Genomic DNA, 24,857 nt, shown 5'->3' on the forward strand with positions numbered 1-24,857 from the left:
CAATAAAGGAGAACAACATGGTGGAATACACCAAATCCGAAGCCCGCTCCTGGGCCCGGGAGAAATTCGTCGGCACCGTCGCGGTGACGCACCCGTCCTTCACCCCGGACTTCTCTGCCATCAACGAAAACGCGATCCGCCACGACATCCTCCTGCTCAAGGAACGTGGCTACAAGGGTTCCCTGCTGATCGCCGAAGCGAATATCACCCCGGAGGAGAACGCCCGAATCACAGCCATCGCCCGCGAAGCAGCCGGCCCGGACTTCGCCCTCTTCTTCCACGCAATCTTCGGCACCCTGGAAGAAAACATCCATGCAGCAAACCTGGCTACCAAGGCCGGCGCCGACCGCGCGCTGCTGGCCTACCCTTCATCGTTCTGGCCGACCTCGTACGACGAGGTGTTCGACTACACCAAGCGTTTCACCGACGAAACCGATCTGGCCACCATGCTGTTCCCGCTCCCCGCCTGGGGCTTCGAGCGCATCCACCCCGCAGGCATGAGCGTGGACTTCGTGCGCCGCGTCCTCGACGCGATGCCGAGCATCGTCGCCATCAAGGCCGAACAGGGCTACCCGGGCATCCCCGGAGTCATGGAGATGTACCACCACTTCCGCGATGAAGTAGTGATCTCCTGCCCCATCGAGGCCGAAATAATCCCCCTCATGTCGGTCTTGGACGTCCAGTTCTCCGGCACCGCGAACACGAACTGGATGGGAGACTACTACCCCAAGGCCTTCGAACTGGCGCGCACCGGCAAATGGGAAGAAGCCATGAAGCGCTACTGGGAGGTCCAGCCGGCCCGGGCCGCCAATATGGCTGTATCGTCCACTTCCACCCCGGGCACCAGCTCCATCAACCGCACCCAGTGGAAGTACCAGGAGTGGCTCTCCGGCTTCAACGGCGGCGCCCTGCGCCCGCCGGCAGTCAGACTTCCCGACCGCTTCATGAAGCAGCTGCGCGCAAGCCTGGAAGCCTCGGGACTGCCCGTCACCGATTCCCCGGACTCGGAATTCTTGCGCGGACGCGTCAGCCCCTAAGCGGCCGTCCGGCGGAGTGCCGGCATTGGAAAGCCCCTTGGACCACTGAACCGGCATGCTGGTTCAGTGTCCCAAGGGGCTTCTTTGCGCGTGAAAACGGCTTGAATGACCTTGAATGACTAGATGCAGCACCGGAACCGATCCGGCGACCGCGGGCCACCCTTGACGAAATCAGACGACGCAGGGAACGGGATCGTGCGTCGGCCGCCGAAACGGACTACAAACAGGCAAGCGGCCGGGGTCTGCAGGACGGACGGTTCTCGTGCGGCCGCGTACCCTGAATCCTGGCTTCCGCGCCGGCCGGCGCGTTCACCGTGCAGCCCAACAGCAGGCGAGGGCCCCTTCCGGGTGGATGTCGATTCGACATCCACCCGGCGGAAGAGGCCCTCGGTTCCGGTCCAGGACCGGTGATGAGTGTGCTCCTGCGTCGGCGTCAGGCCCCGGGATTATCCGAAGAACGCGTTGAGTCGTTCACCGGCCCGGCGTTGGTCCCGGCACCCGGCACCCGGACATCGGCAGGCCGGGTGGAGGGTCATCGCTCGTGCTCATGACTCGCACCGCCCCTATGCGCCGGGGTTTGAGAAGAATGCGTTGAGCCGGTCGGTGGGCAGGTAGTCCGCCGGGTCGCCGGCCAGGTCTGTCAGATCATTGTGGTCCCACGAGGGGTCCGCGACCTTGGCGAGGTTCTCCCGGGAGACGATCACCGAGGGTTCAACGATCTGGTTGATCTTCGGTCCCTCGCCCTTCAGGATGCGCAGGGCCACATCGACCACTGTCTCACCGGTGCGCACGGACGGGGTCGTGGTGCCGAAGTAGGGGTAGCCGGGGTTTGCCAGCGCCCAGGAGGAGAATCCCTGGCTGGACCCGTCGTCCGCGATCGGCGGCACCTCCATGCCCGATTCCACAAAGGCGTTGCGGATGCCGACGCCCATCGTTCCGGCCTGCAAGACGGCGTCAACCCCGGCAGGGTGGGTCGCAAGGAACTTCTGGACCTCCGCCTGGGCCGTGGCCGGTTGGAAGAAGCCGGTGACCGACCCGGCGACCTTGACCTCCGGGCAGTTAGCCAGGACGGCGTCGATGCCCAGGCCCGCGAAGGTCGAGACCGGAATGCCCGGGATGCCGTCGACGCGCAGGACGTTGCCCTTGCCCCCGATTGACGCCACGGTGCCGGCGGTGACCTGGGCGATAGCGAGCGGGGTATTCCTCGTCACACTCACGGCGTACTCGGAATCGATCGGCACCTGGGCGGCAACCAGCGGGATGCCGGCGTCATGGGCGGCCTTTGCCAAGCCCACGGACGGCTCCGGTGCGATGGCGGTGTAGATGATCACGTCCGGCTTGAGCGAGAGCGCTTCGTTGAACTGCTGAAGCTGCAGGGGCACGTTCGACGGGTCATCTGGGGCGAAGTCGCCGACGATCTTGACACCATTGGCCTTCAGGCTCGTGCGGATCGCCTCCGACATGGAGGCAATGAAGGGGCTGGCAGGTGGCATGCCCACGATCGCAGCCGTGAAACCCTCAGTCTTCTTCGACTTATAGTCGGCCCATGCCGATTTCCGGATCTCGTAGGGGTAGAGGTTGTAGCCCGCGGCGATCTCCTTGGGCAAACCGGACAGCAGGCCGTTCGGATCGTTCGCCCTACCCGTAGGCAGCGACCCGCAGGTCCCGGCTGCCGCCGGCGACACCTTGGCGGGGGTTGCCCCTCCGGAGGAGCCCGGGGCCGCTGGCGCCGATGCCGAGCAGCCCGTCAGGACGAGGGCGCCGGCCCCCAGAATCGCGGCGCCGACCGTCGAGAAGCGGGGGAAAAAGGTCGTCTTCTTCATGGTTTATCTCCTGCCATATAAAACGATTCGTATCGTATGGCATCAGGTTAGGCACATGCGGTACGATTCGTCTAGTTTCGAATATGACCTGAGACACATTTATCGGCCATTCAAAGGAGATTCGCCGTGAACAACCAACCATCCGGCCTGATGCTCGCCGGGGTGAGCAAGCGGTTCGGTGCCACGCGCGCCGTTATCGACGGTGACCTCCATCTCCGGCCGGGCGAGATCCACACGCTCCTGGGCGAAAACGGCTCAGGGAAGAGCACGCTCGTAAAGATCCTGGGTGGGGTGCACCGTCCTGACGCCGGCTCCGTCACATTGGACGGCGTCCCCGTCAACAGCCGATCGCCACGACAGGCCATGGACCTGGGGATTGCGGCGGTGTTCCAAGAGGTCCTCACCGCGGGGAGCCAGTCGGTCCTCGAGAATGTCTGGCTCGGGTCCCACGGGACGTTCCGTCGCCGGCTGGGCCGCGCCGAGCAGCGATCAATAGCGCAAGATGTCCTCTCGCGTATCGCCGGCGAGGTACCCCTCGATCTTCCCGCCGGCCAACTCTCGCTCTCCGAGCGGCAGTCCATCTGCATTGCGCGGGCGCTCGTGCGAAAGCCCAAGGTGCTCATCCTTGATGAGTCAACGGCTTCCCTGGACGTTAGGTCCCGTGATCGGCTCTTCGTCGAGCTGCGCCGACTCGCGGCCGGGGGGACCGCCATCCTGTTCATCTCGCACCGGATGGACGAGGTCGCGGAGATTTCGGACAGGGTCACCGTTCTGCGGTCCGGCCGGAGCGTGTCCACCGTGGACCGTTCGGACCTGTCCGTCGACCGGTTGATCTCGGACATGACCGGAAACTCCGGCCACAACGAGACCCGGCGGCAGCCGCACGACCCCGGGGACGTCATCCTTCGGGGATCCGCCGTCCGTCTGGCACCGGCCTCGGCACCCATCGACTTCGAGCTGCGCGCCGGTGAGGTCGTGGGCCTCGCCGGGCTTGAAGGCCACGGACAGGACCAGTTCATCAAGCGCCTGGCCGGCGTGGCTGCCGGGCCGGGCAGGGTTGTTCGCCTCCTGCCCGAGGGCGCCGCAGACCTTACCGAGCGGAACGGGGATGCCTTGGGGGTCGCGTACCTGCCTCGGGAGCGTCGCGGTGAGTCACTGTTCGAGTCCATGTCGATCCGGGAGAACTTCGCACTCCCGACCCTGGGGGAGGACCGTCGCTGCGGGTTGCTGGACACCCGCAGCATCGCCAGGCGGTTCGATGCGTTCGCTCGGTCCTTGTCACTGCGCTTCGGCGCCGCGCAGGATGCAATTTCAACCCTGTCCGGCGGCAACCAGCAGAAGGTGCTGCTGGCCCGCTGGCTTGCCACGGACCCCAGGGTCCTGCTGCTTAACGACCCCACGCGAGGGGTCGACATCGGGACCAAGCGGGAGATCTACGCAATCCTGGACCGGCTCAGTGCCGAAGGCATGAGCGTCGTGGTCCTCTCCAGCGAGGTCGACGAACTCGTCGACCTCGCAGACCGCGTCCTGGTTTTCCGCGACCAATCAGTGTTTGCCGAGATCCCCCATTCCGAGCTTTCCACCGAGTCCATCGTCGCCGCATACTTCGGCCAGAAATCAGAGGTGCATACATGAACCGCGTCCTCCCCCTGTTCCAGCGCTGGCCTTTCGCCTTTGCCCTGCTGCTCGCACTGGTGCTGCTGGTGTTGAACCTGATCGTCTCACCGTCCTTCCTCTCCCCCGCGCGTCTCCCCGGCACCCTGGCAACGCTGGCGCCGTTCGTGCTGGTGGGATTCGCCTCCACGCCCTCGATCCTCGCCGGTGGCATTGACATTTCGGTCGGTCCCCTGGCCACCTTCAGCAACTGCCTGTTCGTCGCCATCCTCATTCCCGCGGGGCTGGGCAACTGGCATCTCGCGGCACCCATCATCCTGGCGGTGGCCGCCGGAATCGGAGCCCTGAACGGAATCCTGGTCGCCGTCGTGCGCCTGCATCCGGTGGTCGCAACCACCGGGATGCTGTTCCTGCTCGTTGGCCTGTCGCTGACCATCGCCCAGAATCCGGTGGCCGCCCCGAATAATTGGACGGAGGTCTTCGCCGGGGGCATCGGCATCGTCCCGGGCGCTCTCCTGACCATCGGCGTCGCCGGGCTGATTTGGTTCGCCCTGCGCCGCACGGCCTTCGTCAGCAATCTCCTCGCGACCGGCGAGAGTGATGTTTCAGCCTACGGTTCCGGCGTGAACATCAAGGCAATCCGGATCCTGGCCTATACCCTCGGCGGCCTCTTCGCCGGAATCGCGGGAATCGCCCTGACGGCTATCGTGCAGTCATCGCAGTCTTCGCTCGCATCCACCTATGCCCTGCTGGGGCTCGCCGCGGCCGTGCTGGGCGGAACGAGCCTGGCCGGCGGCCGCGGCGGGCTGTTGGGTGCCCTCTTCGGGGCGGTCTCCATCTATCTGCTGCAACAGTTGCTCACGGCCTCGGGCGTGGCACCCAGCCTCATCCAATTTGCCTACGGCGCCGTCCTCGTCGTTGGCGTCGTGCTGGGCGCGACGCTGCTGGCCCCCCGCTTGAAGAGGAACGCATCATGAGCAGTGACACCCTGTCCCCCGCACCAAAAACCCAGGCACCGACGGTCCGGCCCAGACCCTGGACCAGGTTCAGGGCCTGGGTCTTCGAGGTACCGGCCCTGCAGGTCCTTGTCGTGCTGGCCCTGGCGGCCTGGCTGGTGATCACCATACCGGCAATCGCAAACCCCAGGTCAATCACCTCGATACTGGTCATCACGTCCCTGCTGGCCCTGGCAGCCATGGGCCAGACGCTTGTGGTGATCCTGGGCGGGCTTGACCTGGCGGCCCCGGGTTACATCCTTTTCGGTACATTCATGGCGGCGAACGTCGCGGGTAAGCTCGGGGTCCCTGCGGTCGTAGCCCTGCTGATCACAGTCGTGGTCTGCGGCGGCGTCGGCGCCCTGATCGGCTGGATCTGCCACCGCTTCGCGGTCCAGCCACTGGTCGTCACGCTGGGCACCGGCGCGGCCATCACGGGCGCGACCCTGTTCCTCGCCGACGGCGACTATTCCTCCGCCCCGCCGGAGGCGCTGCGTTCCCTGGCCAGCCTAAGGGGGACCACCCTTGGCCTGCCATTCCCCCCGATCATCCTGATCGTGCTTCTCTGCGGGGTGGGAATATGGCTTTTCCTCAATCGCACCGCGGCGGGACGTCGCTTCTACGCGACGGGAATCAATTTCCGGGCCGCTCAATTGGCAAGGGTCCGGACCGCTGCCGTGTGGACCATGGTCTTTGCAGCCTCCGGAGCCCTGGCCGGGGTTGCCGGCATCTTCATCGCATCCTTCGGCGCGGGATGGTCGCAAACCATCGGGGAACCCTACCTGTTCTCCGGCCTGGCCGCGGTCCTCGTCGGCGGCTCGATCTTCGGCTCGATTCGCGGCAGCTACACCCGGACGCTGCTGGGCGCACTCACTCTCACCCTCTTGTCAACGATCATCGTCAGCAATGGGCTGACGGAAGCCCAGAGCCGCATCGTCTTCGGGGTCATCATCCTTGCTGTGGTGTCGCTCTACGGTCGGGAACGCCACGTCCGAGACAGGTTCTGAGGCCTGGTCCGGTTTCCGCTACTTTCGCCGTTCCACTGCGACACGCGCTCATCACGATACGATACGCGCCGAGTCGAATGTCAATTTTGGATGAATCATTTCATCCCGGTCCAACTGAAAACCAAGGAGAATAAATGTCCCCCGAGACAGCAACCGTCGCCGAAGTGCTTTCCAGCCCCTGGAAAATCGACGGCCTGACAATCAAGAACCGCTTTGTGCTCAGTCCGATGGCCGTACTTCAGCCGACGAAGGACGGCCATCCCAGCGATCAGACCATCGCGTTCCTCACTACGCGGGCACGCGGCGGCGCAGGGCTGCTGATCATCGGTGGAGGCGTGGCCACCGAGCGCGGGAACCAAGAGGCACCGTTCCAGCCCCTGATGCGTTTCGACCGGGACGAGTTCATTCCAGGTCTGCGGCGCATGGTCGATGCCGTGCACGAGCACGATGCACCCATCTTCGCCCAGATCTTCCCGAGCTTCGGCGCCATGGGCGTGCCGGGCGAGGGCCGGCCCACTAGGGCCGCGAGCCCGAAGCCCGTCCGCATGGCCGCACCCCGCCTGCCGCACGGTTTCTACATTCCCGGCGGCCGAACGAACCCGACGCCGGAGGAGATCACCAAGGAGGAAATCCGCGAGGTCCAGGAGCAGGCCGTCGCCGCAGTGCGGCGTGCCAAGGCGGCCGGCTTCGACGGCATCGAGCTGGGCGCACACATGCGCTACCTCTATTCCTCCTTCCTCTCACCGCGCACCAACTGGAGGACGGACGAATACGGCGGCAACGCCGAAAACCGCGCCCGCATCCTCACGGACACGATTCGGGCGATCCGGGCCGAAGTCGGAACAGACTATCCGGTGGGCCTCAGGATGAGCACCAACGACCACCTTCCCGATGGCCAGGGACCCGAAGGGTTCGCCGAAGTTGCAGCGATCATTGAAAAGGAAGGCGTGGGATATATCGCCCTGAGCGATGCGAACTACGAGTCGATGGACAACAACGTCACCTCCCACTCAGGCGCCATTTTGGAGCACGGCGAGCCGCAAGCATTCCGCACCGCCATGCCCGAGGTCCCGTTGCTCCTCAGCAGCACCTTCGACCCGCAACAGTGTGCAGACGCCATCACCGCCGGGTTCGCGGACGCAATCATGCTGGCGCGGCAAATGCTGGCCGATCCGGAGTTCCCCAACAAGGTCCTCCAGGGACGACAGGATGAGATCGTGTGGTGCGACCACGACAACTCATGCCTGCGCCGCCTGATCTTCAATGTGCCGGTCCGGTGCCACAAGAACCCGGCCATGGGACGCGAAGCGGTCCTTGCGGGGGCCAAGGAACCTGTATCGGTAAAGCTTAAGCGTCCAGTCCAGGGCCTACTGATCGCTGCGACGGGGTCACCGGTCCTCATGGGCATCGCCGACAAACTGGCGACCGCCGGCCCGAAGGCATCCAAGAGCTGACACCTGCGCCGCGCCGGCCCCACCCGTGGCGGGAGCCGGCGCGGCAACCTTGGTACAAATACGTGTGTGCCCGGACTCCGACTTGGAGCCCGGGCACACACGCATGTCTTGCCGCCCCACATCGGCAGCTGTTCAAGAAGCCTCAGTCCGCCGGGCGCAGCGCCCTGCCCGTTCCGCGGTAGATGGCGACAGTCCGCTCCCCCGCCCGCACCACCACATCCACTATCATCCGGCGGCCCTCGTGAAAGGTCACTTCAGCGGAGGCGACCAGCTCCTCCGAGATGCAGGCTGGGGAAATGTAGGAGATGGAAGCCTCGGCGGTCGCGATTCCGGCGCCGAATGTGTTTGCGGCCATAGCGAACGCGGTGTCTGCCAGCGCGAAGACCAATCCACCGTGGGCAATCCCGTGCCCGTTGGCCATTTCGGGCGTGACCCGGAGGACGGCCGTGGCACGGCCCTCGCTGGCGCGCAACACCTGGATGCCGAGCCCGTCCAGGCTCCGGTCGGCGGCCAGCATCGAGCGGGCCGGGTCGGCAATGATCGCTGGCTGGTTCACGACAACCTCTCCACTACCATCGCCATGCCCTGGCCGCCGCCCACGCAGAGCGTCGCCAGGCCGAGCGATCCGTCCGTGGTTTGCAGTCCGTTGATGAGCGTTCCGACCAGCCGCACGCCGGTCGCACCGAAGGGGTGGCCCAAGGCGATCGCCCCGCCAAACGGGTTGACCCGCTCGGGATCTGCGCCCAGCTTCCGCACCACGGGAACCACTTGGGCGGCAAAGGCCTCGTTCAGCTCGACGATGTCGATGTCACCCATCGACAGGCCCAAACGATCCAGCAGCCGGCGGGATGCGTCCACCGGACCCAGTCCCATGATTTCCGGCGAGAGGCCGCTTGCGGCACTGCCCAGGATGCGGGCCAGCGGCTTCAACCCCAGTTCGCCCGCGCGCCGGGCGCTCATCACCACCAGGGCTGACGCGCCGTCGTTGAGCGGGCTGGCGTTGCCCGCGGTGACGGTTCCGGACTCGTGGAACACCGGCTTGAGGCTCGAGAGGGCCTCGAGAGTGGTGCCCGGACGCGGGCCGTCATCGGCGCGCACCACCGTGCCGGCAGCCGTGGCCACCGGCACGATCTCGCGCGCGAAGTACCCGGACTCGATCGCCCGTTCGGCCCGGCGCTGGGACTCCAGCGCCCATTCGTCCTGGTCGCGGCGCGTGGTGCCGGTTTGACGGGCCACGAACTCGGCGGTCTTGCCCATAGGGAGGTACACATCGGGCAGCTGCCCTTGATTCCGGGGGTCGACCCACGCCTGGCCGGATTGGAAGATGCCATCGGCACGCCGTGCCGTGTCCGCGAAGGCGGGGTGGGGTGATTCAACCGCGGGCGGTGTCGAGGTGGTCGATTCGACGCCCGCGACCAGGAACGCGTCCCCGTCGCCGGCCCGCACTGCCTGGGCAGCCATCGCGGTGGCCTGCAACGAGGAGGCGCAGAAGCGGTTCACTGTGACCGCGGGGACGCTGTCCATCCCTGCAAGCACCATGATGCGGCGGCCAATGTTGTCGCCCTGCGCGCCCTGCGGTACCGCGCTCCCCACGTAGGCATCCGCAAACTCGGCGGAGTCAACCTGTGGAACGGCCGAGAGCGCTCCCCGGATGGCTGCCAGCGCGAGGTCTTCCGGTCGCTCACCGGCCAGCGATCCCTTGCGGGCACGGCCGATCGGTGTCCTGCGATAGGCGACGACGACCGCGTCATTCGGCGCGATGGCGGTTTTCATGATGATGTTTCCTCTCAGTGTGGACAGCTTCCCTAACGGGCTGGCTCCACGGGCAGGGACAGATCAGGGTCAGACTCCTCACATCTAACGTCGAATTAAATATATACGAACCGTATCGTATTGCACAGGCCGAAGCCTCACAGGCCCACACTGGACACAGGAAAGGGAAATCAGGGAGGCAAGGGGCGCCACGAGCATGTCGCAAAGATGCCTCAGGAGGCGCAGGAGATGACAGGCCGTCGCCGCCTACCGGAACCGACGCCGAAGACTTCTTGCGCACCCTCAAATAGGTGCCCGCCACTCAACGCGGGGGCCGGGCCGCTCCCCGGCCAAAGCCGACACCGGCATACTATTCGCCCAACATGCCGCGGGAACCCAAGGTTATAGGCTCAAGTTTTTAGTCACGGAGCCCATCGGGCCCATGGACTCGGACGGGAAACAGGTAGTACTTGGGGCCGCTACCCTGCAGCAAGCCCTTCAAGTGCGGTCTGCATGATGGCATCGGTGGCCTTGGCGTCAAGGGGACCAGACTGGAACAGCAGACGGAAGTACACGGGAGCATAGAGCAGCTCCGTGACGACCTGGGCGTCGAGATCCTTGCGCATCGACCCCTCGCTTATGGCCCGGTCAACCAGGGACGTAACAACCAGCGCGCGCGGGATCCAGAAATGTTTCTTGAATTCAGCCATCGCCGCCTCGTCGCCCTGGCACTCACCGATGAGTTGCGCCACGAGCCGGCCCTCATTGCCCGCGTAGACCTCCGCAAGTGAGGCCATGTGCTCACGAAGCGCGTCGATGGCAGGGACATCCTGGCGCACCGGAGTACGCGCGACATGGTTGTCCAGGAATGTATCGATAACCACGGCAACCTTGCTCGACCACCACCTGTAGATAGTGGTCTTGCTGACGCCGGCTTCACGGGCAATGCGCTCGATCGAGAGCTTTTGCACCGTAAATCCGTCAGGCCCCGAATTTTCGAGCAACTTCATGGTTGCTTCCAAAATGGCCCGACGACTTTCTTCGCTTCTGATTGCCATGGGTCAACCATACGTGCTTAGCCATCCAATACGAAACGTACACGATCACACCTGATGCTTCAATCTTCCGGGTATCGCGAGGTACTGGCGATGGGGGCCCGGCAAAAGCGTCAGCCTGTGTATATAGGAACAACAACGCCCCAAGTGGCCTGGCAGCAAAGGGTCTTCTGGGGCCACGAAACGGATTGCCACGGATTCCCACTCAGGCCCGCGACCTTCGGGCATTCTTCAGTAACCCACCGACGAGGTGACGTGGCATCTTTGCATGGAATTCTGACGCACCTTACACTCAGTACGAAACGGATCGAATCTTTAAGGGAGGTGCCGTGACTGCGTCTTCTGCCACGGAGGTCATGGAAGCCGGAGGTTCGGCCCTGGCGAGGGACTTGGCGGTCAGCTCGGGTTGTCGTGGGCTGTCGGGGCCTCCAATCGCCGGCAGCATCGGCGCCGCACGGAATCGACCCGGCGTTCCCGACGTCGATCCAGCCCGGGGCCGACGGCTACGCCCGCCCTTCCCTGCTCGGCATCTGCTCGCCTACACTGCAGATCTATCACGGAACCTTATCTGAGGTGGACCGGATGACTTCCGTACTCGATACCCGGTCGGTTCCTCCGGCCGAGCGCCGGGACTACTGGTCGGCGGGAATCGCCGAACGCTTCTTCCCGATGCAGGTCGAATCGTTCGGGGCGCCGTCATTCGAGGCCCGCTTGGCCGGTGGCCAGGTCGGGCCGGTCGGGGTCCGGTCCATCCAAGGACTTGCGCACCGGGTGGCACGCACGCAGCGGATGATTGCGACCGCCGATCCGGAGTGTATCTTGCTGTATCTGATGACCAGGGGCGCCGTACATATCGAACAGGAGGATCGCAGCTGCCTTCTTCGCCCCGGTGACATTGCGTGCCAGGATACGTCGCGGCCTTCCACTTTTGAGGGCCGGGAGGGTTTCGAGGTGGTCGTATTCAGCATTCCCAAGTGGTTCATCGGGGCGCAGGCCGAGGGCATCGCCCGGCGTTCCGCGACGCGGGTGGATTCGGGTCAGGGACGGCTCACTGGGCCGGGAACCCCGTTCCTCGTCCAGCTAGCCCGAACCACAACGAGCGGCGGCGGGCTCTTGAGCCCTGACGGGGAAGGCGCTGCAGAGATGCTGCTGCCCTTGCTTCGCAGCATGTACGGCGCGCAGGAGACTTCCGATCCGCGCTCCCGACCTGAGACACTGTTCGCTCGGATGCAGCGGTACGTGATGGACCACCTGCACGACCCGGAACTCGGGCCAGAGCGGATCGCGCAGGCCCACTACGTGTCCACGCGCTACGTCCACAAACTCTTTGCAGCCTCCGGCACCGGAGTGTCGGCCTGGATCCGCGAACGCCGGTTCGAGGGTGCCGTGAGCGAGTTGCGGCGGTCCCCTGAAACGACGATCGCGACGGTCGCGACGAGGTGGGGATACCGCCATCCGGCAAGCTTCAGCAGAGCCTTTCGCGAGGTCCACGGCTGTGCCCCGCGGGAAGCCAGGCATCTGGCGGAGCCTGCCGGGAAGACCCCGCCCGTTTGTTAGGGCGGGGTCTTCCCGGCACCTGCCCGTTGGGCAGGGCGGGGGCTCCCCGAAGATGCGCCATCACGCCTGCGGGAAACCGGCCTCCCGCATGCGGGTGCCCCAGATCCCGGACTTGCCCGGGGCGATGATCCCGTTCGGGTCGAGCGTGTCCTTGATCGTCTCGTTGAAGCGTCGCAGTGCGTGGTCGTTGAAGCCGAACTGGTCGGCCGCGAGATCCATGAAGGACAGGTGCGCCCGGTATTCGCCGTAGCCGCGCTTGCCGGCCTCGGCGACCATGCGCTTGGCAAGGGCGTACGCCTTGGCGACCTGCTCAGGGTTCTTCGTGTCGAAGGGGATCACGTTGATGAACGTGGTCGACCTGGCGTTGATCGGGAGCATGCCACCTAGGAAGTCAAGGCCGGCCTCGGCGCACATTTCGGCCATCAGCTTCTGCGCGGCGATCGCGTGCTGGGCCGTGAGCGGGATGACCGGCGAGAAGTCGACGTGGCCGCCCTCCTCGCCGCCTGACCATCCGGCCATCTTGTAGAGATCCTGACTCGGCACCCCAATCTGCACCCGCTCGTGCGGGTTGGGCAGCGTCTCCCAGGCGTCTGCCCCGTGCTTCTGGCCCATGATATCTACGCTCGGAATCTGCAGGAAGCGCGCCTTGAGCTTCTCGAAGTTGTGGTCGACGACCGGTTCGTCGCCGTAGAGGGCGAAGCGCATCATCCAGCGGCCCAGTCCCATCTCCTTGGCGATCTTGTCGATGATCTCCTCCGGCATCGGGCCCTCACCGGTGTACCACTCGGCGCGTGTGGTGAGCATCGAGGCCATGCACAGGGTGTTCGACAGCTGCGGGCGCATGTCGATGGTGCCGGCCAGCATGAGCTCGCGCAGCGCATCGACCACGGCGGGCGTCTGCGCCTCATCCCAGACGCGCAGCCACAGCGGCATGTATACCTCTGGCTTCGGCATCAGCCAGTAGCCCATCTTCGTGACAATGCCATAGTTCGACTGCATGAACATCTCGGTCGACGTCGGACCGAGGCCGCGCTTGTACAGCGGCCAGGTCGGGTTGTTATCCATTGCACCCGAGCCGGTGCGCATGAGGTCGCCGTTCGGGAGCACCACCTCGAAGCCGCAATGTGAGGCTTGGTCGATCGAGTACGGCATGTAGGTGAGCCCGTGCTCGAGCGTGTTCGAGACGACGCCTCCCCAGCCGATGTCCACGATGGAGGCGACGAGGTTGTGTCCGCCGGCCTTAATCGCTTCGTGCAGGTCGTACCAGCTCACGCCAGGCTCCACTATCGCGTTGCCGAGCTCCTCGTTGATCTCCAGGACGCGGTTCATGTTCCGGAACGAGAGCATCACCGTGCCGCGCACCTGGGGCGCGGCTCCCCCCGTAGCCGTTGTTCTTGCCGCGGCTGATGGGCCACAAAGGGATGCGATACTCGTTGGCGATCCGAACGACTGCCTGGACGTCCTCGGTACTCGTTGGGCTGACGACTGCGGACGGGAGATTCGTGGCGGAGCCGGGAACCTGGAAGGGATCCTGGAAATCTTCCAGCCACTCGGCGTCGCTTGCGACCTTGTCTTCGCCAATCGCGGCGGCGAACGCCGCGAGTGCCTTTTCGAGGTCGAACTCGGTGACGCCGGGTGGGAGCGGGCGCGTCGACGTATCGGGGGTGATACTCATCATTCATCATCTCCTTTGATGCGGTGTGTCGTGCGTAACACGTGCTGCTCATCCTGCGCCATCTGGTGCCGGGGTGGGGAGATTGCGGACCCATGGTGCAGTCCGTGCACAGAAGTGTGCACGAACTGCACCATCACACCGCTCCGGCCTCCGGTCCCCTGCGCGCTGTGGTTGCATGGGCTCACTACATCGGACGAGATGAATGGAGAAGGAACCATGGCTGGTGGTCGTCTGGAAGGAAAAGTCGTTCTGCTGACAGGCATCGGGGGCGGAATGGGCCGGGTTACCGCCCGGCTATTCGCCCGCGAGGGCGCCACTGTTGTCGGCTGTGACCTCGATACCGACGGAGCAGCGGAGACGGTCCGCCTGGTGGAGGCCGACGGGGGCGCCATCGAATCAAGCGCCCCGTTGGACCTGGGCACCCGGGAAAACATCGATCGCTGGGTCGGCGGCGCGATCGAACGCCACGGCCGCATCGACGTGCTCTACAACAACGCCAGCATGCCGAAATTCGCGCCGTTCGCCCAGATGAGCGGCGAGGATTACCGGTCGACCATCCAGAACGAGCTGGACCTGGTGTGGCATGCCTGCCAAAGCGCCTGGCTGCACCTGGCCGCCGTCGGCGGTGCGATCGTGAACATCGGTTCGGGCGCCGGGATCCAGGGTGCCCGGGCCCTGCCGCAGGCCGCCCATGCTGCCGCGAAAGGGGCCGTCATCGCTCTGACTCGGCAGCTCGCCGCCGAGGGTGTCGCCGTCGGCGTTCGCGTCAATTGCGTGAGTCCTGGTGTCATGGCGACTCCGCCGGTACTCGCGATGTTCGAGGAATTCGGCGAGAACGCGCCTGTCGCCCCGATCATCGAGCGCACGATTGACGGCAAACCTGGGGAACCACTCGCCGTCGCGTATGCAGGCCTCTACCTCGCCTCCGAGGAGGCGAAATGGGTCACGGGATCCCACCTGGTCGTAGACGGCGGAGCCAGCGCGATGATGTAGGTCCGATCGAGACCGGCCTATGCGTCGCCACCTGGCCGTGGACCAACACCTACTGTGAACGCTGATGATTCCGCTGGCTACATCGATGTAAGACACTCCGGCATATCGCCTTCAAAGACTCTGTTGACTCGGGCCAAGGGGATCGTCGAAGACCTCACCCCGAACAATTCTGGAGGCATGGACCTCGCTCGTTCCTCACTAATCGTTCAGACACGGAGGGCAGGTGGTTTGACGCCGGAGCCGGGGGTGAAGGGATTCATTGCGGGTTCCATCAGCCCATAGGAGCCAAAGAATCACCGAGCATTCCAGTTTTCTCGAATACTCAATGATCTTCTGGCCTTGTTGCGCGGTTGGCTGCTTAACGGCCCGCCCTTGGTGACCGCCGCCAGCCGACGGTGAGCAACCAGCCATTCCTTCAGATAGCGGGTCGCGTCGGCGTTTTTCACGATGTTGTCCTCTTCGAAGGCGTCGATGGAGGCCACGATGGACGCGGCCGCGAGGGGATGGCCGGAGTAGGTCAGTCCGCCGGGGAACACGCGCTCGTCGAACGTTGCGGATATTTCTTCGGAGATGATGACACCGCCGACGGGAACGTAGCCTGCGTTGACGCCCTTGGCGAAGGTGATCAGGTCCGGCCGGACTTTGTAGGCGTCGAGGGCGAACCAGTCGCCGGCGCGGCCGAACCCTGCCATGACTTCATCCGGGATCAGCATGATGCTGCGCTGGTCGCAGAGGGCCCGATACTCCTGAAAGTGTCGTCAGGGGCAATCTAGAGGGCCGAGTCCTCCTGATGGTGTCGTGGGCCCATTGAGGAGGGCCTGATCCAGTAATGGTTGACTGGATCAGGCTTTCCTTTTCAAGTCATCTTGGTCGCGCCTGGACTTCCGCCATTGGCGCGCTGTGGGTGAAATACGATTAGGCCATGGTTACCAGTGTTGATGTGGCCCGGCATCTTGGATTGTCGCAGTCGACGGTTTCACGTGCTTTGCGGGGGGATCCGGCTGTCGCGCCTTCTACCAAGGAGCGGGTTTTGTCCGGGGCGCGGGAACTAGGCTATGTACCGGATGCAGCGGCCCGCATGATGGTGACCCGGCGGACGCACGCGGTGGGCATTGTGGTCGCGGATCTGACCAGCCCGATCTACCCGGTCATTGTGGAGTCGTTGCAGAATCGGTTGCTGGAGCGTGGTTACCGGATGGTGCTGATTCGGGACCCGGATATTTCGCCGGATCCTGAGGCTGTTGATGTGCTCGACCGTGCGACGGTTGACGGGATGATCTTCGTGTCGGCGAGGGAGGGTTCTGCCGCGGTCCGGCGGGTCCTTGACCGCGGGACGCCGGTGGTGCTGTTGAGCCGTGATGATGTCAGCGTCGATGTCGAGGCGGTCCTGGCGGATGACAGGGGCGCGGGTGAGCTGGTGATTTCCCATCTGCAGGGTCTGGGGCACACGAGAATCGGCGTGCTGTCCACTTTGCGTGACCGGTCCAATGGCCGTGACCGCGAGGATGGTGTCCGCGCTGCGATGGAGCGCCGCAGCATCCCGGTACGCGAGGACTGGATTCAGCACCTCCGCCTGACGCACGAGGACGGGGTGCGGGCGGCCCTGGAGATGCTTGATCGCCAGGACAGGCCTACGGCACTGTTTTGCGTGACGGATGCTTTTGCGTTTGCTGCGTTGGACGCTGCAACCCAGTTGGGCCTTCGGGTTCCGGAGGAGCTGTCGATTGTGGGATTTGATGACTCCGGGCCATCCCGCTGGGCTTTTGTGAACCTGACCACGGTGCACCAGCCCATTGCGGAGATGTCGTACGAGGCGGTCGACCGCCTGGCCGGGAGAATCGAGGGCGGGCCTCCCAGCCAGACGCGGAAGCCCGTATTTCCGGTCAGGCTGGAAATACGGGGGACGACCGCGCCGCCTCCTCAGGCGGTATTGCGGCCGCCGCTCAGGTCGAGCGTCTGACCGGTCACGTAGCTCGCTTCGGTCGAGAGCAGCCACGTGGCCAGGGCGGAGAATTCCTCGGGCAGTCCGACCCTGCCCATGGGGACTTTGGCGAGCAGCTGGGCGTTCCGTTCCGGGCTGAGGTCTTCAAGGAGCCGGGTCTTCATCATGGACGGTGCGATGGAGTTGACCGTAACCCCGAAAGGCGCGACTTCCTTTGCTGCCGTTTTGACCAGGGCCACGAGTCCGGCCTTGGACGCTGAGTAGGCGGCCTGGTGCGGGTTCCCTTCACGGGCGGAAATTGAGGACAGGATGGCCACCCGGCCGTATCCCTGCTGTGTGAGGGCGGGGAGGAGGCTCGCCAGGCCGTGCAGGCAGCCGTCCAGATTCACGCTCAGGGTCCTAGCCCATCCGTCGGCGGGCATTTCGGTCACCGCGACCTCGGGGCCCTGGATTCCGTGGGCGAACAGCGCCCCGTCGATCCGGCCGTACCGCTGCAGTACTGTCTGGACGGTGCGGTCCCAATCGGTCCTTCTGGTGACGTTCAGTGCCATGCAGTTGGCGGGGCTGCTTCCGTCGCCGAGCCCGCCGTCGGCGACGTCGGTGCAGACGACAGTGGCGCCTTCGCGTGTGAGCCGGTCCGCGGTGTCGGATCCGAGCCCGCCGGCGGCGCCGGTGACCAGGATGACCTGATCCCGGAAACGGCCGGGCCAATAGATCTCGGCGCTGGCGGTTCGGGGCCGCGGGGTGCTGCCTGCGGCTGCCCCCGGTGTTGTCACGTCGGTGAGTTCGCTCATGATGTTCTCTCCATTTCAGTTTTCAGGGGTGAGCCGATCAGAATCCCGGTTGCGGTGTGGATGTGTTTGAGGTGTGCGGCTGTGCCGCCGGTCTCGACGGCCCAGACGTCAGGGACTTCGACGCTGATGGGCGCGTCAGGCAGTGCCGCCAGGATCTCCCGGAGAGGGAACACTCCCTCCCCGGGGGCCAGCCGCTTCGCACGCGACTCGATCTGCCGCGCGGATCCGTTCACGTCCTGTCCCAGCGGCATGCAGTGCGGGACCGGCAGTGCCGGGGTTTCGGCCGGGCCGTCACAGAGCTGGATGACTGTGACCGCGCCGGAAGGCAGGGCTTTCAGGTCTTCAATTTGGCTGCCCGCCCGCACGAAATGGAGCGCGTCCAGCATGATGCCGCACCCCGTCCGGTCGACCAGCAGGCCGGCAGCGGGTACGGAATCCAGCGGCTGATAGGAGATCGGCTCGATGGACGGACGGATTCCGTACTGGGCGGCATCGTCAACCAGAGCCGCAAGGCTGTCCGTCAGCCGGGCGCGGTCCGGATCACCGCCGATGACGTTGAGAACGCTCGCGCCGAGGGCCGCTCCTGCCTCCAGGACCGGTTCCCATTCCTCGCGGCCGCGGTGTCCGTCCAGGGTAAATACTTCAATGTCGCGGACTGAGAGGCCCGTACCGGCCAGGCGTTCGATGGTCTGCGCGGACATGAACGAACCGGCAGCCATCGGGTACTGAGTTTCACCCCGGGTGGCCGGGTGAACCCGGACCCCGACCGAGGTGAAGCCCGCATCTGCCGCTGCCTCCACCAGGTCCGGCGGACTCAAATGCAGCGCCGACAAGTGCGCCAGACCAATCGTTCTATTCATAACTTCCATCCTGCTCGCTAAGTGTTGACTGCCATCAAGCGGTGTGCGTATGATCTAAATCACTAAATGACTACGTAGTCATTAAAGCACTCAATCCGCTCGCCCGCAAAGGTGCAGCCGAGCAAACAGAAAGGTTGCGGTGAACCGCAATGCCTAGTTCCCACACTTCGAGCACCGGGGGTACCACCATGGGCGCCCTGAACCACCCGCCCGTCGTCTTCAGTGCCAGGGCAGGACGGCGGGCAGCGCTGGCCAGCACCGTTGGCGCCGTCGTCGACTGGTATGACTTCTTCCTCTACGGCACCGCTGCCGCCGTCGTGTTCGGGCCGTTGTTTTTCCCCTCGGACAACCAGGTCGCCGGGCTGCTGGCCTCCATGGGTTCGTTCGCCGTCGGCTTCCTGTTCCGCCCCATCGGCGGGGCCATCTTCGGCCACTTCGGCGACAAGTACGGCCGCCGCACCATGCTCTTCATCACCGTCATCATGATGGGACTGGCCAGCACCGCCATCGGGTTGCTCCCCACCTACGCCGCGATCGGCGTCGCCGCACCCCTCCTGCTCGTGACCCTGCGGGCCATCCAAGGCATCGCCGTCGGCGGCGAATGGGGCGGCGCGGCCCTGATGGCAGTAGAAAACGCGCCGGCAGGCAAACGCAACTTCCTCGCCACCGGCGTGCAGATCGGCTCCTTCGTCGGACTGCTGCTCGGCACCGCAGCGTTCTCCCTGGTCACCGCCCTGACCACCCCGGAACAGTTCCTCGCCTGGGGCTGGCGGCTCCCGTTCCTGATCAGCATCCTCTTCGCCCTGATCGGCCTCTGGATCCGTGCCGGCGTACCCGAGTCGGCGGAGTTCACCGCCGCCAAGGAAGAACACAAGGCCGCGCGCGCACCGTTGGCCGAAGCGCTGCGGACCAGCCCCAAGCAGATCCTCGCTGTGATCGGCATGCGGATGGTGGACCAGAGCACCTTCTACATGGGCTTCACCTTCTCCCTGGCCTACGTCAAGAACTTCACCCACACCCCTACCTCCACGGTCCTGACCGCTTCGATGGTCGCCATGGTCCTGGCCATCCCCTTCCTGGCACTCTGGGGACGCCTCGCGGACAGGTACGGCCGGAAGTGGTTCTACATCATCGGCCCGCTCGCCGCGGCCCTTTCAGCCGCGCCGTTCTTCGCGGCGCTGGAAAGCGGTGAACTGATCCCGATGATCCTGGGCTTCGTCGTCCTGATCAATCTCGGGCACAACATCTCCACCTGCGTTCAGCAGACCTGGTTCACCGACATGTTCGACGTCCGGATCCGCTACAGCGGCGCAGGATTTGCCTATGCACTGGCCGGGGCCGTGGGCGGCTTCATCCCGCTGATCGCCACCGCCCTCATGGCCAGCAGCGGCAGCTGGGCCCCTGCCGCGGCACTGCTTGCCGGGCTGTGCCTGATAGCCCTGGTGTCCAGCCTTTGGTCCTATAAGTGGGCCAACAAGGAACACCGCTAAACCCACCCAAGAAGCAGGACGCGCCCAAACCAGCGGCGAAGCGAAGACGAGTGTGCGGCAACCGGCAACCGGGACGCCAGTTGCTACGCATTCACCCCCTGCACACAAAACACAGACCACAGATACAGCCAACAATTAAGGCCAGAGCCGAGTGAACACCACAGAATCCGATGACCTGACCACAGCCCCCGCCAAGACCCTGGACTGCGACGTCCTCGTCATAGGCTCCGGCGCGGGCGGGCTTTCCGCAGCGGTCACGGCCGCCTACCACGGCCTGAAAGTCATCGTCGTGGAGAAGGCCCCGGTCTGCGGGGGCGCCACGTCCTGGTCCGGCGGCTGGGCCTGGACCCCGGCAAATCCGTTGGCGAAAGCTGCCGGCGTCAGCGAGGACCGGGAAGCCATCCGCACCTACCTGCGCCACCGCCTCGGCCCGGACTACCAGACCGAGAAGGTCGAAGCATTTCTTGAGGCCGTGCCGCACATGGTGGGCTTCTTCGAGAACAAAACCAGCCTGCAGTTCACCCCAGGCGAGAATATCAAGGACATCTACGGCCAAACACCGGGAGCCGGAACCGGCCACCGCTCGGTCGGGCCCAAGCCCATCAACGCCCGCAGCATCAAACCCGAAGTACGCGCCAAGATGCGCCACCAGCTCTATGAGACCTCGTTTCTGGGCATGGGCATCATGGCCGGCCCCGACCTCACCAAATTCCTTTCAGCGTCACAGGGCCGCATCATCGGCCTGTTCCACGCCGCACGCCGCTTCACCCCGCACGTCTGGGATCTTCTGGTCCACCGCAGGAACATGCAACTGGTCAACGGAACCGCCCTGACCGGCCGGCTGATGAAGTCCGCCGACGACCTCGGCGTCCACATCCGCGTCTCCACACCCGTTACCCGCCTGCTGACCGACGGCACCGGGCGGGTATCCGGCGCCCTCGTCGATTCCCCCGAAGGCACACTGGCCATCAAAGCAACCCGCGGCGTGGTGCTGGCAACCGGCGGATTCCCCCACGATATTCAACGACGCAAAGAACTGTTCCCCAAAACCCCTACCGGCCGCGAGCATTGGACGCTGGCGCCGGCTGAAGCCAACGGCGACGGCATCTCGCTGGGCCAGTCCGTCGGCGCCCGGTTCAAAACCAATGTGAAGTCAGCCGCTGCATGGTGCCCGGTCTCGCTCGTGCCCTACCGCAACGGCCGGACGGGCACATTCCCACACATCATGGACCGCGCCAAGCCCGGCTCCATCGGAGTAAGGGCCAACGGCAAACGGTTCGTCAACGAGGCCAACGGCTACTACGACTACATCACCGCACTGATCGACGCCACGCCCGAGGGCGAGGCGGTGCAGTCCTGGCAGATCGCCGACACCCGGTTCGTCCGCAAGTACCCACTGGGCATGGCCAAACCGCTGCCCGTGCCGCTGTTTCCCTACCTGCGCTCGGGCTACCTGAAGAAGGGCCGCACGATTGAAGAACTCGCCACCAAATCCGGGATCGACCCAGTCGCCCTGCGGCACACCGTGGAGCGCTTCAACGAACACGCCCGCCAAGGCGTGGACCCGGACTACGGGAGAGGGGACACCGAATTCAACCGCTACGGCGGCGATCCGAACGTGGGTCCCAACCCATCCCTGGCACCCCTTGAAAAAGGCCCCTACTATGCGGTCAAGGTAGTGCCAGGAAGCTTCGGTACCTTCGCCGGCCTCGACGCGGACGGCCGCGCCCGCGTCCTGAACAACGACGGCGAAGCCATCCCGGGGCTGTATGTAGCCGGCAACGATCACGCATCGGTCATGGGCGGCCACTACCCTGCCGGCGGCATCAACCTGGGACCCGCACTGACATTCGGCTACATCGCCGGCCGCGATCTGGCCGGGGCCACCGACTATGAAGACGACCCCGCGCCAATGGCACAAGCAATCCAGAAAAAACAGGACGCCACAGCCCGGCAGCCTTCCGCATACCAGCGATAACGAGCACCTCATGGCGCCCCGGCGCGGCCCAACGCCGGAAGACGGCGGGCTCCCCAAACGCGGTTCCACAGGGAGGGCGTCGGCCCTCCCCAATGACGATGTGACCTGCTGAACCACTGAGGCATCGCACCATCAGTGGCAGCGCAAGGCGAAGATTCGTCGGTTACGACCCACCCTTACGGAATCTTCATTATCGGAGTTAAAAACACGGGAGTGGAAGTAGGCGCTAGAACTCCCCTTCCGTGATGACCAGTTCAGTGTTTCCACATATACATACGGCATCACTTCGACGTGAGGGGAACTGGATCTACAGCTACCCGACTGCCGGCCTGATTGTGTCAAGTATTTCTGGCCCCGGGCGAGCAACTGAAACTGGCCCCAACCGGTGACGATCGTGACGGTAACAGCGCATTTAGGTGTTCTAGATAATGCACTCAAAGTGCAGTATGATGCACTTATGGATGAGAGTACAACGAGCTTGGCGCTGGCAATCGGCGCCCGAGTTAAGCAGGAGAGGCAGTCGCGGGGCTGGACGCTTGATCAGCTGGCGGAGTCTGCCGGGGTAAGCCGCAGGATGGTCGTCAACGTGGAGCAGGGTGCCGCGAATCCCAGCGTGGGAACTCTGCTGAGGATCAGCGACGCGCTGGGTGTGGGGCTGCCGGCGTTGGTCGAGCCACCTCGCCCGAAGCCGGTGAAGGTCACGCGCAGTGGTGAGGGCGCTGCGTTGTGGAGCGGTGAGTCCGGCGGGCGCGGGGTGTTGGTGGCCGGCACCGAACCGCCGGACGTGGTTGAACTGTGGGACTGGACGCTGGGTCCCGGCGACCGTCATGTGAGCGAGGCCCACACGTCGGGCACCAAGGAGCTTTTGCAGGTCCAGCAGGGCACGGTCACGGTGGAGGTCGCAGGTCAATTGCTCACCCTCGATGAGGGCGATGCGGTGACGTTCCCGGGCGACGTGGCACACTCTTACGCCAATCCGGGCACGGAGCCGGCGAGGTTCTCCCTGGCCGTCTTCGAGCCGGGCGTGGGGACGGGACACCGGCCGGAGGCGTCCGATGCTTGAGTCGGGCATGCTTCAGGAATTTCTCGACGGCGGCCATGTTGACGCCGCCGTGTTCGCGCTGCGGCCCGACTACCGGGCGTTGCTGCTGGCCGTTGACGGACTCGTCCCTGGCCCGAGTGACCAGGCCGGTGAGGAGATGCTCCAGGCGGCGGAATCCGCGGCCCGGGAGCTGCTCAACGGCCGGCCGGTTGAGCAGCTCCCACACGTGGCTGCGTGGCGCGAGGCTTATCAGGGCTTCGGCGCCAAACCGAACCGCACGCGCAACAGCCTGGAGGCGCTCCTGCGGCGGGCGGTGTCCGGGTTGCCCCGGGTGAACCGTCTCACCGATCTCTTTAACGCGGTTTCGGTGCTCCACCAGGTCCCTCTGGGTGGGGAGGATCTGACCCGCTACAGCGGTGCGCCGCGGCTGGTCCGCGCCACCGGCACGGAGCCCTTCGATACCGCCGCCGACGGCGCCACGGTGATCGAGCACCCGGAACCTGGCGAGGTGGTGTGGTGCGACGACGGCGGCGTGACCTGCCGGCGCTGGAACTGGCGCCAGGCACGCCGCACCCAGCTCGGCGAGCACACCACCTCCGCGCTGTTCATCCTCGACGCGCTCGAACCCATGACCGATGAGGCGCTCCACGCCGCGGCCGAGGACCTGATCGCCCGGCTGACCCGGCTCGGTCCCGACGTCAGGGTCGCCCGCCGCCTGATAGCCGCCGGCACTGCAGTCAATGAAGGAGACTGACATGCTCGTCCACTCCCGGACACGCGCGATCGGTGACCGGCGGGCCCGAAAGGGCCAGCCGTGAGCCAGCGCGTCCCCAAGAATGTTCCCGTTCCGCCGTGGGGGCTGGCCGTGGCGGCCATGCTGTCGGTTCAGCTGAGTTCGGCCCTGTCAGTGGATCTGATTGCGGCGGTGGGGCCGGCCGGAACCGCCTGGCTCAGACTCAGTGTGGGGGCGCTCGTCTTCCTGGCCGTTGCCCGACCCCCATTGCGCGCACTACGCCGCCCCGACGTCCCCGTGCTTCTGGGGCTGGGTGTCGCCACCGGACTGATGACCATCGCGTTTCTCGCCTCCATCGAACGTATCCCGCTCGGCACCGCCGTCGCGATCGAGTTCCTCGGCCCGCTGACTGTCGCCGCGGTGCGCAGCCACAGCGCGCGGTCGCTTATCTGGCCAGCCCTGGCGCTGCTGGGCGTCGTCCTTCTGACCGAACCCTGGGCTGGTGAGATCAACCTCGCCGGTATCGGGTTGGCAGGGCTCGCGGCCGTCGGGTGGGCCGTCTACATTGTGCTCACCCAACGGATCGGCGACCGCTTCACGGGCATCGGTGCGCTTTCACTCACCGTTCCCGTCGCAGCTGCCACGGCAGCGGTCGTCGGCATCCCGCAGTCCGCCGGACATCTCAACCTCGGTGTCCTCTCCGTCGCTTTCGGACTGGCCGTCCTGATGCCGGTGCTGCCAATGGCGCTCGAGATGCTCGCCCTGCGCCGGATGACGCCCACGGCGTTCGGTACCCTGATGGCCCTCGAACCCGCCATCGGGGTGCTCCTCGGGCTGCTCGTGCTGCGCCAGCAGCCCTCACTCACCCAATTCGGTGGCATCACGCTCGTCGTCCTTGCAGGGGCCGCCGCGCAACGCGGTGGCCGACGGCGACCGCGCTCCCGCGAACACGCCGGCGCCCGCATCGCCCCCGACCTCATCGGCCAAGGGCCGAAGTAGGCCACAGTCCTCCAGCCATGCAGGTCCGTAAGACTGTCGCTGCGCGAGGATTCCCTG

At 65.2% G+C, this 24,857-nt stretch carries 21 protein-coding genes and 1 pseudogene; 13 read left to right on the forward strand and 9 right to left on the reverse strand.

Annotation, left to right across the window (positions count from 1 at the left end; all coding sequences use genetic code 11):
• The first annotated feature begins 17 nt into the window (after nucleotides 1-17).
• Nucleotides 18-1,037: a dihydrodipicolinate synthase family protein gene (locus AC1DDO_RS18020; protein ID WP_476952677.1), complete on the forward strand. Its 1,020-nt coding sequence runs from the start codon at nucleotides 18-20 to the stop codon at nucleotides 1,035-1,037.
• A 563-nt stretch (nucleotides 1,038-1,600) separates the two neighbouring features.
• Here the strand turns inward: AC1DDO_RS18020 and AC1DDO_RS18025 are convergent.
• Nucleotides 1,601-2,860, reverse strand: a complete 1,260-nt coding sequence (locus tag AC1DDO_RS18025) for a substrate-binding domain-containing protein (RefSeq protein ID WP_476972452.1) — start codon at nucleotides 2,858-2,860, stop codon at nucleotides 1,601-1,603.
• A 126-nt stretch (nucleotides 2,861-2,986) separates the two neighbouring features.
• Between AC1DDO_RS18025 and AC1DDO_RS18030 the strand changes: the two genes are divergently transcribed.
• The 4 genes from AC1DDO_RS18030 (at nucleotide 2,987) to AC1DDO_RS18045 (ending at nucleotide 7,930) form a co-directional block, all read left to right on the forward strand.
• On the forward strand, nucleotides 2,987-4,495 hold the full coding sequence (locus tag AC1DDO_RS18030; RefSeq protein ID WP_476946720.1) for a sugar ABC transporter ATP-binding protein: 1,509 nt from the start codon (nucleotides 2,987-2,989) through the stop codon (nucleotides 4,493-4,495).
• A complete protein-coding gene (locus AC1DDO_RS18035; protein WP_476946719.1) occupies nucleotides 4,492-5,451 on the forward strand; it encodes an ABC transporter permease in 960 nt (319 codons plus the stop codon). Before AC1DDO_RS18030 ends, AC1DDO_RS18035 begins: the two co-directional genes overlap by 4 nt.
• On the forward strand, nucleotides 5,448-6,476 hold the full coding sequence (locus AC1DDO_RS18040) for an ABC transporter permease (protein ID WP_476952675.1): 1,029 nt from the start codon (nucleotides 5,448-5,450) through the stop codon (nucleotides 6,474-6,476). Before AC1DDO_RS18035 ends, AC1DDO_RS18040 begins: the two co-directional genes overlap by 4 nt.
• A gap of 134 nt (nucleotides 6,477-6,610) precedes the next feature.
• Nucleotides 6,611-7,930 (forward strand): NADH:flavin oxidoreductase, encoded by a 1,320-nt coding sequence (locus AC1DDO_RS18045; RefSeq protein ID WP_476952674.1) that lies wholly within the window; start codon nucleotides 6,611-6,613, stop codon nucleotides 7,928-7,930.
• A 142-nt stretch (nucleotides 7,931-8,072) separates the two neighbouring features.
• Here AC1DDO_RS18045 and AC1DDO_RS18050 read toward each other — a convergent pair whose 3' ends face one another.
• The 3 genes from AC1DDO_RS18050 to AC1DDO_RS18060 form a co-directional block, all read right to left on the reverse strand.
• Nucleotides 8,073-8,486 carry a PaaI family thioesterase gene (locus tag AC1DDO_RS18050; protein ID WP_476946717.1) on the reverse strand — a complete coding sequence of 138 codons (414 nt, stop codon included), beginning with the start codon at nucleotides 8,484-8,486 and terminating at the stop codon, nucleotides 8,073-8,075.
• Complete coding sequence (locus AC1DDO_RS18055) at nucleotides 8,483-9,703, reverse strand: acetyl-CoA C-acyltransferase (protein WP_476952673.1); 1,221 nt, start codon at nucleotides 9,701-9,703, stop codon at nucleotides 8,483-8,485. The genes AC1DDO_RS18050 and AC1DDO_RS18055 overlap by 4 nt, the downstream gene beginning before the upstream one ends.
• 458 nt (nucleotides 9,704-10,161) lie before the next feature.
• The gene (locus AC1DDO_RS18060) at nucleotides 10,162-10,740 is read right to left on the reverse strand and encodes a TetR/AcrR family transcriptional regulator (RefSeq protein ID WP_476946715.1); all 579 of its coding nucleotides are present in this window, start codon (nucleotides 10,738-10,740) and stop codon (nucleotides 10,162-10,164) included.
• Between the two features lie 579 nt (nucleotides 10,741-11,319).
• On the opposite strand from AC1DDO_RS18060, the gene AC1DDO_RS18065 reads away from it, so the two are divergent.
• Entirely contained in the window at nucleotides 11,320-12,294 is a 975-nt protein-coding gene (locus AC1DDO_RS18065; RefSeq protein WP_476972453.1) for a helix-turn-helix domain-containing protein, read from the forward strand.
• 60 nt (nucleotides 12,295-12,354) lie between these two features.
• On the opposite strand, the gene AC1DDO_RS18070 is transcribed toward AC1DDO_RS18065, so the two are convergent.
• Both AC1DDO_RS18070 and AC1DDO_RS18075 read right to left on the reverse strand, forming a co-directional pair.
• Entirely contained in the window at nucleotides 12,355-13,623 is a 1,269-nt protein-coding gene (locus AC1DDO_RS18070; RefSeq protein ID WP_476972454.1) for an FAD-binding oxidoreductase, read from the reverse strand.
• Nucleotides 13,535-13,972, reverse strand: a complete 438-nt coding sequence (locus AC1DDO_RS18075) for an FAD-binding protein (RefSeq protein WP_476972455.1) — start codon at nucleotides 13,970-13,972, stop codon at nucleotides 13,535-13,537. Before AC1DDO_RS18075 ends, AC1DDO_RS18070 begins: the two co-directional genes overlap by 89 nt.
• Nucleotides 13,973-14,185: 213 nt before the next feature.
• On the opposite strand from AC1DDO_RS18075, the gene AC1DDO_RS18080 reads away from it, so the two are divergent.
• The gene (locus tag AC1DDO_RS18080) at nucleotides 14,186-14,962 is read left to right on the forward strand and encodes an SDR family NAD(P)-dependent oxidoreductase (RefSeq protein ID WP_476972456.1); all 777 of its coding nucleotides are present in this window, start codon (nucleotides 14,186-14,188) and stop codon (nucleotides 14,960-14,962) included.
• A gap of 344 nt (nucleotides 14,963-15,306) precedes the next feature.
• Here the strand turns inward: AC1DDO_RS18080 and AC1DDO_RS18085 are convergent.
• Nucleotides 15,307-15,702 (reverse strand): annotated as a pseudogene (locus AC1DDO_RS18085) (aminotransferase class III-fold pyridoxal phosphate-dependent enzyme); the annotation flags it as partial.
• Between the two features lie 182 nt (nucleotides 15,703-15,884).
• Here AC1DDO_RS18085 and AC1DDO_RS18090 point away from each other — a divergent pair.
• A complete protein-coding gene (locus AC1DDO_RS18090; RefSeq protein WP_476868212.1) occupies nucleotides 15,885-16,922 on the forward strand; it encodes a LacI family DNA-binding transcriptional regulator in 1,038 nt (345 codons plus the stop codon).
• On the opposite strand, the gene AC1DDO_RS18095 is transcribed toward AC1DDO_RS18090, so the two are convergent.
• Both AC1DDO_RS18095 and AC1DDO_RS18100 read right to left on the reverse strand, forming a co-directional pair.
• On the reverse strand, nucleotides 16,883-17,698 hold the full coding sequence (locus AC1DDO_RS18095; RefSeq protein WP_476946711.1) for an SDR family NAD(P)-dependent oxidoreductase: 816 nt from the start codon (nucleotides 17,696-17,698) through the stop codon (nucleotides 16,883-16,885). The two genes, AC1DDO_RS18090 and AC1DDO_RS18095, sit on opposite strands and share 40 nt — an antisense overlap.
• Nucleotides 17,695-18,558, reverse strand: a complete 864-nt coding sequence (locus AC1DDO_RS18100; RefSeq protein WP_476946710.1) for a sugar phosphate isomerase/epimerase family protein — start codon at nucleotides 18,556-18,558, stop codon at nucleotides 17,695-17,697. Before AC1DDO_RS18100 ends, AC1DDO_RS18095 begins: the two co-directional genes overlap by 4 nt.
• Nucleotides 18,559-18,707: 149 nt before the next feature.
• On the opposite strand from AC1DDO_RS18100, the gene AC1DDO_RS18105 reads away from it, so the two are divergent.
• The 5 genes from AC1DDO_RS18105 (at nucleotide 18,708) to AC1DDO_RS18125 (ending at nucleotide 24,800) form a co-directional block, all read left to right on the forward strand.
• Entirely contained in the window at nucleotides 18,708-20,048 is a 1,341-nt protein-coding gene (locus AC1DDO_RS18105; protein WP_476952670.1) for an MFS transporter, read from the forward strand.
• 151 nt (nucleotides 20,049-20,199) lie between these two features.
• Nucleotides 20,200-22,026, forward strand: a complete 1,827-nt coding sequence (locus tag AC1DDO_RS18110) for an FAD-dependent oxidoreductase (protein WP_476972457.1) — start codon at nucleotides 20,200-20,202, stop codon at nucleotides 22,024-22,026.
• 457 nt (nucleotides 22,027-22,483) lie between these two features.
• Entirely contained in the window at nucleotides 22,484-23,089 is a 606-nt protein-coding gene (locus tag AC1DDO_RS18115; protein ID WP_476952669.1) for a helix-turn-helix domain-containing protein, read from the forward strand.
• A gap of 7 nt (nucleotides 23,090-23,096) precedes the next feature.
• The gene (locus AC1DDO_RS18120; protein WP_476972458.1) at nucleotides 23,097-23,822 is read left to right on the forward strand and encodes a B3/B4 domain-containing protein; all 726 of its coding nucleotides are present in this window, start codon (nucleotides 23,097-23,099) and stop codon (nucleotides 23,820-23,822) included.
• Nucleotides 23,823-24,068: 246 nt separating this feature from the next.
• Nucleotides 24,069-24,800 carry an EamA family transporter gene (locus tag AC1DDO_RS18125; RefSeq protein WP_476972459.1) on the forward strand — a complete coding sequence of 244 codons (732 nt, stop codon included), beginning with the start codon at nucleotides 24,069-24,071 and terminating at the stop codon, nucleotides 24,798-24,800.
• Nucleotides 24,801-24,857: the final 57 nt, after the last annotated feature.

The sequence above is a fragment of the Arthrobacter sp. 10N43 genome (assembly GCF_056394525.1).

What these genes read in the sequence shown, in the direction of transcription:
- AC1DDO_RS18020 (WP_476952677.1), top strand. Translation starts at nt 18, where the DNA reads ATGGTGGAATACACCAAATCCGAAGCCCGCTCCTGGGCCCGGGAGAAA.
- AC1DDO_RS18025 (WP_476972452.1), bottom strand. Translation starts at nt 2,860, where the DNA reads ATGAAGAAGACGACCTTTTTCCCCCGCTTCTCGACGGTCGGCGCCGCG.
- AC1DDO_RS18035 (WP_476946719.1), top strand. Translation starts at nt 4,492, where the DNA reads ATGAACCGCGTCCTCCCCCTGTTCCAGCGCTGGCCTTTCGCCTTTGCC.
- AC1DDO_RS18040 (WP_476952675.1), top strand. Translation starts at nt 5,448, where the DNA reads ATGAGCAGTGACACCCTGTCCCCCGCACCAAAAACCCAGGCACCGACG.
- AC1DDO_RS18045 (WP_476952674.1), top strand. Translation starts at nt 6,611, where the DNA reads ATGTCCCCCGAGACAGCAACCGTCGCCGAAGTGCTTTCCAGCCCCTGG.
- AC1DDO_RS18055 (WP_476952673.1), bottom strand. Translation starts at nt 9,703, where the DNA reads ATGAAAACCGCCATCGCGCCGAATGACGCGGTCGTCGTCGCCTATCGC.
- AC1DDO_RS18060 (WP_476946715.1), bottom strand. Translation starts at nt 10,740, where the DNA reads ATGGCAATCAGAAGCGAAGAAAGTCGTCGGGCCATTTTGGAAGCAACC.
- AC1DDO_RS18065 (WP_476972453.1), top strand. Translation starts at nt 11,320, where the DNA reads ATGACTTCCGTACTCGATACCCGGTCGGTTCCTCCGGCCGAGCGCCGG.
- AC1DDO_RS18070 (WP_476972454.1), bottom strand. Translation starts at nt 13,623, where the DNA reads ATGAACCGCGTCCTGGAGATCAACGAGGAGCTCGGCAACGCGATAGTG.
- AC1DDO_RS18075 (WP_476972455.1), bottom strand. Translation starts at nt 13,972, where the DNA reads ATGATGAGTATCACCCCCGATACGTCGACGCGCCCGCTCCCACCCGGC.
- AC1DDO_RS18080 (WP_476972456.1), top strand. Translation starts at nt 14,186, where the DNA reads ATGGCTGGTGGTCGTCTGGAAGGAAAAGTCGTTCTGCTGACAGGCATC.
- AC1DDO_RS18090 (WP_476868212.1), top strand. Translation starts at nt 15,885, where the DNA reads ATGGTTACCAGTGTTGATGTGGCCCGGCATCTTGGATTGTCGCAGTCG.
- AC1DDO_RS18095 (WP_476946711.1), bottom strand. Translation starts at nt 17,698, where the DNA reads ATGAGCGAACTCACCGACGTGACAACACCGGGGGCAGCCGCAGGCAGC.
- AC1DDO_RS18100 (WP_476946710.1), bottom strand. Translation starts at nt 18,558, where the DNA reads ATGAATAGAACGATTGGTCTGGCGCACTTGTCGGCGCTGCATTTGAGT.
- AC1DDO_RS18105 (WP_476952670.1), top strand. Translation starts at nt 18,708, where the DNA reads ATGCCTAGTTCCCACACTTCGAGCACCGGGGGTACCACCATGGGCGCC.
- AC1DDO_RS18115 (WP_476952669.1), top strand. Translation starts at nt 22,484, where the DNA reads ATGGATGAGAGTACAACGAGCTTGGCGCTGGCAATCGGCGCCCGAGTT.
- AC1DDO_RS18120 (WP_476972458.1), top strand. Translation starts at nt 23,097, where the DNA reads ATGCTTCAGGAATTTCTCGACGGCGGCCATGTTGACGCCGCCGTGTTC.